The organism is Halorientalis persicus, from assembly GCF_900110215.1.
In the GTDB taxonomy this organism is placed as follows: domain Archaea; phylum Halobacteriota; class Halobacteria; order Halobacteriales; family Haloarculaceae; genus Halorientalis; species Halorientalis persica.
Window position 1 is genome coordinate 17,780 of sequence record NZ_FOCX01000037.1, and the last position, 10,210, is coordinate 27,989.

The 10,210-nt window shown below is 54.2% G+C and carries 9 protein-coding genes and 3 pseudogenes; 4 read left to right on the forward strand and 8 right to left on the reverse strand.

Features of this window, described 5'->3' with window-relative positions; genetic code table 11:
* Nucleotides 1–58 precede the first annotated feature (58 nt).
* The 4 genes and pseudogenes from BMX17_RS27100 to BMX17_RS21750 all read right to left on the reverse strand — a co-directional run.
* A pseudogene (locus BMX17_RS27100) lies at nucleotides 59–742 on the reverse strand (transposase); the annotation flags it as partial.
* Between the two features lie 15 nt (nucleotides 743–757).
* A complete protein-coding gene (locus tag BMX17_RS26465; RefSeq protein WP_170845518.1) occupies nucleotides 758–910 on the reverse strand; it encodes a hypothetical protein in 153 nt (50 codons plus the stop codon).
* Nucleotides 911–936: 26 nt separating this feature from the next.
* Nucleotides 937–2,082: an ISH3 family transposase gene (locus BMX17_RS21745; RefSeq protein ID WP_092664049.1), complete on the reverse strand. Its 1,146-nt coding sequence runs from the start codon at nucleotides 2,080–2,082 to the stop codon at nucleotides 937–939.
* Between the two features lie 46 nt (nucleotides 2,083–2,128).
* Nucleotides 2,129–2,640 (reverse strand): annotated as a pseudogene (locus tag BMX17_RS21750) (ISH3 family transposase); the annotation flags it as partial.
* A 61-nt stretch (nucleotides 2,641–2,701) separates the two neighbouring features.
* On the opposite strand from BMX17_RS21750, the pseudogene BMX17_RS27105 reads away from it, so the two are divergent.
* Nucleotides 2,702–2,872: pseudogene (locus BMX17_RS27105) on the forward strand (IS5/IS1182 family transposase); the annotation flags it as partial.
* A gap of 109 nt (nucleotides 2,873–2,981) precedes the next feature.
* On the opposite strand, the gene BMX17_RS25445 reads toward BMX17_RS27105, so the two are convergent.
* From BMX17_RS25445 to rfbD, 3 genes are all read right to left on the reverse strand, one after another.
* A complete protein-coding gene (locus BMX17_RS25445; protein ID WP_139203643.1) occupies nucleotides 2,982–3,722 on the reverse strand; it encodes a class I SAM-dependent methyltransferase in 741 nt (246 codons plus the stop codon).
* A gap of 54 nt (nucleotides 3,723–3,776) precedes the next feature.
* Complete coding sequence (locus BMX17_RS21755; protein ID WP_092664051.1) at nucleotides 3,777–5,192, reverse strand: flippase; 1,416 nt, start codon at nucleotides 5,190–5,192, stop codon at nucleotides 3,777–3,779.
* 526 nt (nucleotides 5,193–5,718) lie between these two features.
* Nucleotides 5,719–6,591 (reverse strand): dTDP-4-dehydrorhamnose reductase, encoded by an 873-nt coding sequence (rfbD, locus tag BMX17_RS21765; protein ID WP_092664053.1) that lies wholly within the window; start codon nucleotides 6,589–6,591, stop codon nucleotides 5,719–5,721.
* A gap of 108 nt (nucleotides 6,592–6,699) precedes the next feature.
* Here rfbD and BMX17_RS21770 point away from each other — a divergent pair, with 108 nt between their 5' ends.
* The 3 genes from BMX17_RS21770 (at nucleotide 6,700) to BMX17_RS21785 (ending at nucleotide 9,370) form a co-directional block, all read left to right on the forward strand.
* Nucleotides 6,700–7,170, forward strand: a complete 471-nt coding sequence (locus BMX17_RS21770) for a cupin domain-containing protein (RefSeq protein WP_092664055.1) — start codon at nucleotides 6,700–6,702, stop codon at nucleotides 7,168–7,170.
* 2 nt (nucleotides 7,171–7,172) lie between these two features.
* A complete protein-coding gene (locus tag BMX17_RS21775; protein WP_092664057.1) occupies nucleotides 7,173–8,246 on the forward strand; it encodes a glucose-1-phosphate thymidylyltransferase in 1,074 nt (357 codons plus the stop codon).
* 194 nt (nucleotides 8,247–8,440) lie between these two features.
* Nucleotides 8,441–9,370 carry an NAD-dependent epimerase/dehydratase family protein gene (locus BMX17_RS21785; RefSeq protein WP_092664061.1) on the forward strand — a complete coding sequence of 310 codons (930 nt, stop codon included), beginning with the start codon at nucleotides 8,441–8,443 and terminating at the stop codon, nucleotides 9,368–9,370.
* Nucleotides 9,371–9,473: 103 nt separating this feature from the next.
* Here BMX17_RS21785 and BMX17_RS21790 read toward each other — a convergent pair whose 3' ends face one another.
* Nucleotides 9,474–10,154, reverse strand: a complete 681-nt coding sequence (locus BMX17_RS21790; protein WP_092664026.1) for an IS6 family transposase — start codon at nucleotides 10,152–10,154, stop codon at nucleotides 9,474–9,476.
* Nucleotides 10,155–10,210 lie beyond the last annotated feature (56 nt).

Consider the following 10,210-nt stretch of genomic DNA (forward strand, 5'->3'; position numbering starts at 1 on the left):
GCTCTATCACTGGTGTGAGACCACCGTTAGCTGAATTAAGAACCACACCCGTCAATCACTAATGAGGCAATCGCTGGACGTGGGCGGCCTCAGCCAGCATCCAGCTGGCAGCACGTTGCCGGAACGTGACACCATTGGTCGTCACTTCCTTCTCGCGGCAGAACATTTCGTCCAAGGGATGGTTGATGAACTTCTGGAACATTTCGAAATGGAACCAGACGGGTAGTGCTCTCCCGTCGCGTCGCGGTGTGGCGAGCACGTCTCATCGTATAATGAAGCACAGATTCTGCAACAAGAAACTTACCAGTATGAACACAAACCGAACAACTGAATCAGTCGTGCTTGTCCGCGCACGCACTTCGCGCATCATCCGGAACGTTGTCTCGATGGCTGAGCGTTTCCGGTAGAGACCTTTGACTTCTTTTGGCTTGCGATCGGCTAGATCACACGCCACGTGCGTTCGCATGACTTCACCGTGCTTCCCGCTGTCTCCGTTCTGATAGGAGACAGCAACCGCGAGCGGGAAGCGTAGTTCCCGCTCGCTTCCCTCGTACATACGGTAGGTTGTTGTGTACGAGCAGTGCGTGCCGAGTTTGTCCTTCATGCGCTAACCCTTCTTTTGGACGGGAATCACCGTCGTCGCAAGGTCGCGTGCACGACGAATCACCCGTTCGTTGTAGAAGCCGCGATCAGCGAGCAAGAGGTCGGTCTCGAATGGGTAGGCGCCGATGTGGTCGAGGACGCTAGACCCAGTCGATCACATCGACAGCCGCACGATCTCGTCCAGTCGGCGCTGAATCTGCTTGAGCTGTGCTCGGACCGTCTCGAAGAGGTGGTGACGGTGAGTTTCGGCACTGGACAGTCGCTGTCGGCGGCGGATCGCCGCCGACGCGACAGCGTTTCCACTCATGAGCGTCGCCCCAACTCGGGGGCAGACTACCGGAAGAGCCGGTCGTCGAGTGGTTGATTCGCTGGGACAGCCCTGCGGACACCAAGGGCTGTCCAGGCCGCGCGAACCACCATCTCACAGAACTCTCTAAACGACCACGGCCAGAGGCGGCGCCCCGCCGTGGGGGGCGCCGCCACGTACATCCAGTGGAGATACCGCCAGACGTTCTGGAGCAACAGACTCACCACGAACAACAGCAACCGAAGCCCAGCGTCCCGAGAACTGGTCAGAGCGAGGCTCTGCTTGGCTAACCGGTAACTCGCTTCGATACCGAAGCGCTTGCTGTAGTGGTGTCGCGCTTCTCGGGGCGTCGTGATGAACGGCGCGTCAACGGCGTAGCCGTGACGGGCCACGCCGTGCTCGTCGTACCGGCCTCGCTGGTAGACGCAGTCAATAAACACCGGGAAGCTCACCCGCCCGGCGAGGTCGTGCTCGATCACACGACTCCAGCCCCTGCTGAGTTCGTCTTGGATCGTTTCGCCCCACTTGACGATCGGCATAACGTAGGCGTAGTTGTGGGCGTACAGCAGTTCCAGACAGGTGCTGTTGTAGAAGCCGCGATCGAGGTAGACGGCCTTGACGCGCAGGTCAAGGCCGTCGAGCAGCGTCAGGAACTCGCCGAGGGCATCGCTGGTGGTCTCGCCAGCTTCCAGCTGGCGGACCGCCAGCGTGTACCGCTTGTTGCGCACGCGTGCGTAGAGCGTGGCATAGGCGTGAAACGCGGTGGTTCCTCGTTTCGCCTGAGAGAAGTAGAGCGCCTCCGCCTCGTCGGCGTCGCCGTAGTAGGGATCGAGGTGGAGGTCGGCGACGACCTCCACCGGTCGATCCGGAAGCGTCTCAAGGACGTCCCGTTGAAGGAGCGTATTGCCGACCGCCTCGACGGTCTCAAGATCGAACTGGTCAGTGAGATGTCCACGGACGGTATTCGCGTGCGGCGAGTCGTCCGTCGTCCCGCAGACGTGATTGATCGAGGTCCCGCCGGCGCTGGCGCCGGCGAGGACCTCGTACAATGCATCGGACGTAACCGTCACGTTCTCGCCGAGATCGATCGGAAGTTCATCTCCGAGGCTGTTGACCACAAAATTAAGCAGGTGCTCTTCCTCTAGTTCACTGTCTGCTTGGTTTGGGTGCACACCATATCCAAGCAGACACTCACTCTAACTCGATGTGATCGACTGAGACCACGTCGGCCTCCTTCTCGCTGCGGACGTAGTGAGCGCGGGCGTCCCCGGCTTCCCGTTGGAGACGACGTAGGCGGTGCAGTAACAGTGCCAGGTCGTAGTCCCGTCGGTTGGCGTGGTTTTGCAGAGTTCACCACGATCCTCGTCGGGCGAGCCGTGGTAAGAGTTATCCACGAAGTCAATGGAGACGATTCTCGACCGGTCAGGGTCGAGAATCGTCATGGCGAGATGGCGAAACAGGAGACTGGCGGCCATTTCGAGCTGGTCGCGCTGAAGCGTGTCCAGCCAGTCCATAACGGTATCGTCGCAAGGCATGTCGTCCGTCTGGGAGGTCACGTCCCAGACGGACGACTGATTGACGCTGGCCATTGTGACGACTGGCTAGATATCACCGGTATCGAGGGGCGAGCCCTCGATTCCTCGGAGTGGATGTTGCCCAATTACATCGGCCGCTATATCTTTCACGTTTACCGACGAAAGAACACGGTCCGATCCGGGGAAATCTAACATACTTCTGAACCGGACATCTTCCTCAATCAGAGCGACGCTTCAGTTCTGCTGCTCACATTGGTTAGGAAGCACCGATTTTATCAATCTGATCCACATCGAATCGATTCTGTTCAACGACGCGGCGTCGTGAAACTACGAGCCAACAGCAGAGGAGTACTACTACGAATACGCCTTTATAATCGTTTCAACAACAAATATTCCGATAGCGGCGGAGTTTACACAAGCTAAGCAAGAGATTCATCGGTAATGCACTCAGTAAGGAGTTCTGGCAGAGAATGGGCTCTCAAAGAGGAATTCTCACTTTCTCAAACTGGCTAATAGATACCGCTATTGGCCTTAATCTAACATCGTCTAGAGTACAGCACATAGATATCGTTTTCTTCACAGAACTCCCGTGACCGTTCCTCAGCTACCCTGCTCTCGATTGTTTCGTATCCTGCACAATTTAATTTGTCACGGACATTTGATTTTGGTGCGTCGAACAAACCGTGTGTCTCTACAAGTACTGCACGCGGACGAATTTCCATCTCTTTTAGGATGTTCATCTCGGCTCCTTCACAGTCAAGTACAAGGACATCACAGTCGGGAAGGTCAGTTGGTGAAACTACTTGTGCATCATCACTATCCCCACGAATCGAGATAGCTCGCGCCACAATCGCATATCGAATCGAAACGCGATCACTGACGTTGTTTAGTTGGACGGTGTCTTTGACCTTCGTGACCGCTTCTGCACCCCCCTCAAACGTGATAACCTGGCCCTCAGAACCAGATTGTCTAGCTGCTATAACTGTCGATACCCCCCATCCACCACCTACAACGACTACTGTATCATCGGGTTGGACGAACTGTTGAATCCCTTCAACGAGCGCACTCTCATATCCGGGAATGTCTCGCGTATGCCAAGGGATAACAGAGTCCCCTAATCGCGATGCACGCACGAGAACATTGTTATATGAAACGATGCGTTTAGGGAGTAACGATCGAATTCCTGATTGGTATCCAAACCAGATGCCTCTCTTCGCTAACGCAATTGGACCGTCCTTACGATAGATTCTCGCCGCTTTCTTTAGCATTGTCGTCATAATTAGCTCAATTATTCATACGAGGGAGGGTAACAGTTTCGTACTGAGAGTTCATTAACCGACTGCTCTTCGGAAGATGTCGAGAAAGACGCCACGTGATGGGGGGATTATCAATGCAAATCCAGCATACACCACCATCCCTAATCCGATAATCAGCAGTAGAATCGGTAGACTGCTAATTAACACAGTCGATTCAACGATGTAGAGGAAAATAGCCATTGCGAACGATGCAGCTACGCAACCGCCAATTCGCATATATGGAATCCGAATCGAGACAAACATTGAGAGGTAGTAAGCGTGAAGAATGCTATTCACGATAAACGATAACACAGTCGCGACTGCCGCACCTATGAGTCCGTACTCGAAAACGAGAACAACGTTCAGTGCGAAATTCAATACCATCGAAATAACTCCCGCTTTCGCAGCGAGATCAGGACGGTTGATGCCCTGAAGTGAACGTCCGAGAATGATGTGAACCGACTGAATGACTTTCTCCCCCATGAGGATAATCAGGACCAACCAGCCTGCCGTGTATTCGGCTCCGAACACCAATCCGAGAATCTCCTTAGATAATATCACAACGCCGAAGAACGCTGGAATCGCCACGAATAGTGCTGGGGAAATCGCCTCTGAGAGCAGAGATTCGATGCGTTCTGTCGCGTCCCCAGCGTCCCATTGACTCACCTGCGGGAAGATTGTGGTCGCAATAGAACTGCTGAACAGCATCACGACTGTGGTGACACGCCACGCAATCTCGTAGACGCCGACGTCGGACTGGGTCAGGAACAGGCCGATGATGGCGACGTCCATCCAGCTGTAGAAGTAGCCACCGATTGAGGAGACAACCGCGTACTTGGAATAGTCGAACAGCGAGCGCGCATACCTGATTGACGGTAAGCCGAGTGCCGTCGAACTCTTCCGGGCACCCCACGCCAGCATAACGACTAACCCGGCGAGCAGTCCGAAGATGATGCCGCGAACATCGGCACCCCTGAAGACGAAAACGGCACCGACACCGACGTATACGAGCTTCCGAGCGAACACTGGACCGGCAGTTTCCCCAACGCGGAGCTCCCCTTCCAGTACCTGAATTGTGAGCTTTGCGGACTCTTGTAGAACGAGCGCCACCACAAGAAGCAACGCCAGATCCGCACCGAGGTAGTCGTTTATTAGGCTCCGGAACACCACGATTCCCGCGACGAACGGTAATAACAGCAAGCACTTCAGGAGGATTGCCGTTGAGAGAACCGAACCCGGAGACTCGCCCTCGCTGAGTCGCTTGGTTACGCCACTGTTAATGCCGAAGTCCGCGGGAATAGCAATCATTCCCAGCATCGCTTGAAAGAGAAAGAACACACCCATCTGGTGGGATCCGAGTTCGCGTGCGAAGAACGTGATTCCGAGGAAGGCGATGAGACTGCTTGCGGCTCTCGCAGCGAAGACCCTGATACTCGAACGGGCGAGATTCATATCTTGGACATCGGAATTGTGTGTCGGGAACGAGTCAACCAGCCAGACGACAGTTCACTAAGCATGATCGCTCATGATTCCTTTATGTTGTGTCCTCAACTTTTTACTCCAGACAGGACTTGCCACACCTGATGATTTACCGTCGATGCGTGGAGGAATTCACCACTCACGATTAACGGTGTCGAAGTCCGAGACCTCCAAGTGAACACCGACGAGCGCGGCCACATCGACCATTTTATCTGAACATCCGGTATCAAAAGTCGGCATCTACGACGATCGCGATGACTCAGCGACACAGGGGGAAGTGAACGAGTTCGTCATTTGCGAGCACGACCAGAAAATGATCCGCATTTCTGATGCCTGCTGGCACGGATTCAGAGTTGTCGGCAACGATCAGGCGATTCGTACTACTTCCCAGCGAGTCTCTACGACTACAAGAACCCCGACGTGGAACGTTTCCCGCTGGACACAGACAAAATCCATAGGGACTGGGATAAATATGCACAAAACAAGTATCAAGGGTGCTTCAGTTATTCCGGTCGTTATGTAGTTTCTGAAATGCTTGACGTGGCCGAGTAAAAGTATAGTCAAGTGCCTCGTAGAGGCGGGACGAATCGAGACTGCTATCAGCAGGACGAGGTGCTTCTTGGCCGAGCGCTTCGGTGCTGATCGGTGAGACGAGGCCCGGATCGTATCCACAGACCTCAGCTAGTGTAACGGTAAATTCGTATCGTGAGAGATTTTTAGGGCCAGCAGCGTGATACAGACCAGTCAGGTCACGCTCTGCAATTTCTAGACACGCGTCTGCTAGATCGGGTGCATACGTAGGGGTTGAGACTTGATCGTCAACAATATCGAGTTCATTTCCAGCATCCAGTTCGTTGAGAGCCCACGTCACGAAGTTATCACTCGTGATACCATAAATAACGCTTGGACGAAGCACGGTCGCCGTGGCAGCGATCTGTGCTGCCTGTTCGCCAGCGTATTTCGTCCGCGCATAATAGTTGAGCGGTGAGACCGGGTCGTCTTCGGTATACGGTGCTTCTGCGGGAGCACCGGGAAAGACGTAGTCAGTAGATAAATAAATATAGTGAGCATCAACGTTGTCGGCGGCGACCGCGGCATTACGCGTCCCTGCTGCATTCACGGCCCATGCTCGTGTACGCTCGTTTTCACAGTCATCCACGGCGTGGAACGCGGCTGTATCCACGACAACATCGGGGTCAACGTCTCGAAGAACGGAGGCGGTTCGTTCTGCGTTGGTCTTGTCGAGTTGCATATCGGTTCGGTCTGTTGGAGAACGATGATAGGTTGCCTGAACTGTTACATCACGCTTGGTAGCAAGATCAACAATATTAGAGCCAACAAGCCCCGAGCCGCCAATCACGAATACGTCCATATTGCGACCTTGCGCGAGAGGGTCTAAATATTCTATGACCTCCCTGGGCTCTCGGCATGAATCAACCACAAGTGGTAAGAAGCCAACGATGGAAGAGTGCTATGATATATGATACACGACGTAGAGGTAAAAGACCTCCAAATCAATTCCGATGAGCGCGGCCATCTCACAGAAATTTGGCGGTCTGACTGGGATTTCTATGCGGGCGAGGACGAACCAGAGATGTCCTACTTTTCCGAGTCTTATCCGGGTATCATTCGCGCCTGGCACCGCCACCATCGCGGCCAGATTGACCACTTCATCGTACCCCGCGGCAAAGCTAAGGTCGGCGTTTACGATGACCGGGAAGAGTCACCCACCCAAGGCGAACTCGATACGTACATCATCGGAGAGGGAAACATGAACGCGATCCGTATCCCAGGGGATTGCTGGCACGGGTTCAAAGCTGTTGGGGACGAGCGCGTGTTGCTGATTAATTTCCCGACAAACCTCTACGATTACGATGACCCGGACGAGGAACGCCTACCGTACGATACTGACAAGATTCCATTAGACTGGGAAGAGCCACCGCACGAGTGACCATGAAAGGAGTTATACTCGCAGGCGGTACTGGCTCCCGTTTGCGTCCAATCACACACACCGGGCCAAAGCAACTGGTTCCGATTGCGAACAAGCCTGTCCTCGAATATGCCATTGATGACCTTGTAGAGGCCGGTATTGGCGAGATTGGGATTGTCCTCGGCAACAAAGGACGCGCGGAAATTCAGGAATATTTCGGCGACGGCAGCGACTGGGGCGTTGACATCACCTATATCGTCCAAGGAGCCCCCCTTGGCCTCGCTCACGCTGTCGGCTGCACCAGAGACTTCGTCGGCGACGATTCATTCGTCGTCTATCTCGGTGACGACCTGATGCGCGAGGGGATCACGGAACTCGTCGCGGACTTTGACCCAGCGGAGTATGCCGCTGGCATCGGATTACAGGAAGTAGACGACCCATCCCGATACGGTATCGTTGATGTAGACGATGGCGGAGACGTGATACAGTTGGTTGAAAAACCAGACGACCCACCGAACAATCTCGCACTCATCGGAATTTACGTTTTCACCCCAGCAATATTCGAACAGATTGAGACCCTTGACAAATCCTGGCGTGGTGAATACGAAATTACTGACGCGATTCAGGGGTTGTTAGACGACGGGCACCGGATCCAGAGTCATGTCGTCCACGGGTGGTGGAAAGACACTGGCAAACCTGAAGACGTCCTCCATGCCAATCGACTCGTCTTGGATGACATTAAGACCCGGATTAATGGAACGGTTGAAGATGAGGCGTCCGTGACCGGGCGGCTTGAACTGGGTGAAGGAAGTGTTATCGAAGAAGGGGCGGTTGTCCGTGGACCAGTTTCTATCGGCGAACGCACTGTGATAGAGTCAGATACATATGTCGGTCCGTATACGAGTATCGGCGATGAATGCGAAATTAACGGTGCACAAATCGAATCCAGTGTCGTTGTGGGGGAATCAGAAATAAGCGCGGACCGGACGATCGTCGATAGCCTGATCGGTCGAAAGGCCACGATTACAACTAATCAGGACAAGAAGCCTGATGGCGAGCGGTTAGTCGTCGGACAGAACTCATCACTTGAACTCTGATCATGCCACTCATTATCACGTTGACGTGCCCGAACTGCGGGACAATTGTTGCAGGAAACGTCCTTGAAGACCATCGAGAGATGAAGTGCGAAGGACTGGAGTGCGAGAAAGTGCTTCAGTTTGAGGACTTACCGCAACAGGATCAAAAACATCTAGTAAAAAACCGACACCAGTACGTAATGGAGGATTAGTGAATGACGACTCTCGTTACAGGTGGCCTTGGGTACCTCGGCTCTCGGCTGATCCGGGAGCTACCCGACCACCCTGCGTTCTCACAAGACACGATCCGTATCCTGGACAATTTCCGCCAACCCCGATTTCATGCTCTCTGGGACCTGCCAACGTACGCTGAGTACGAATTTGTCGAAGGCGATATCCGGGACAAGGACGTCCGTGCCAAGGCGCTTGAGGGCGTGGATACGGTGTTCCATCTCGCGGCCGTGACAAATGCCCCTGAAACGTTTGACATCCCAGAGAAGACATGGGAAGTCAATCACAAAGCCGCAGTGGGCCTCTACAAGGACGCTCGTGAGGCGGGTGCCGAAGAGTTCGTGAACGCAGTGACCTGCTCAGTGTACGGTCGTACTGAGGAAGAAATTACTGAAGATTTTGAGTGTGACCCGGAATCACCGTACGGTGAGGCGAAGTTAGCGGCCGAGCAGGATATGTTCGAGTTGCACGATGGGAAGATAGGGCTTACCGGATTGCGCCTGGGAACTGTCTATGGATGGACGACCGGCATGCGGTTCGATACGGTCGTCGATAAATTCGCGTTGTTGGCAGCAACTGGTCAACCGCTGACGGTGTACGAAGGTGCCGAAGATCAAAAACGCCCGTATCTCCACGTGCAGGATGCAGTTCGCTCAATGCTGTTCGCAGCTGAAGAGTTAGGTGATGGCGAACCCTATAATGTCGTCGGACAGAACGGTCGGTTGCAGGATGTCGTTGACGCGATCGTAGAGCACTTCCCGAACGTAGAAGTGGGCTACACCGAGGCAGAGCAATTGAACCAACTGTCGTATATCGTCAGTGATGAAAAGATCCGAAACGAAGGATTCGAAACAGCGTACACATTAGATCAAGGCGTAGCAGAACTAGCTGATAAGTTCCGGGCACTTATTTAACACTGAAACAGTGCAGCCGAGGTCGGCTATTCATTCCCCTTGACTGCGGAACCCGTTGATGCCTATGAATGAGCGTGTCATAGAACTCTTCACATGTCACTGTCTAGTTCAGCACCTCCTCGGCGGGCGTGCGTCCATCTAATGCCTGGTTCGATCGATGTCGGTTGTAGTAGTGTCTGAACCGTCGCAGCCAGCGTCTCGCGCTTGATTGACTGCCCCGCCAAAACGAGTGAAAGCGGTCGATCCGCATCGTGACGGTCTGGAACCATTTCTCGATATGGTTCCGCTCGCTGTAGTTGAGTTGACCGCTCAATTCCTGGCGAGCAAGGGCAGTCAAATAGCCGCCAGCATCGACGAGAAACTCCGTCTCATCGACATCGTGTTTCTCGGTGAGGCGATGGAGAAACGCCGCCGCGGGATCGGTCCCGCGGCGGCTGTACACATCCACCTCTAGCAGGAGTTTTGAGTCCGTGTCGATGGCGGCATAGAGCCACTTTTTCTCGCCGTCTACCTCGATTTGTTTCTCGTCAACCGCGACCCGCGACGGCTCCGCCGTCGGCGGGTCGCTCTGTGTCTCGGCTAATTTTTCCTTCCAGTTCCAGACTGCCTGATAGCAGCGATCGACACCCAGCCAGGCTAAGACACCTTCGACTTCACGCACTGACAGCCCCATCGAGTGAAGTCGAACCGCGAAACAGCGCACGGGTGTCGGCGTGCGCTCGTTCTCCCAAACATCTTCATCGTCCACTCCCAAATTCTCACTGAGCAGGTCTTTGAGTGTCATAGGCACCACTCACTACGACCTGCTCACTTCTCAAACTCCCTCAACTAGACAGTGCC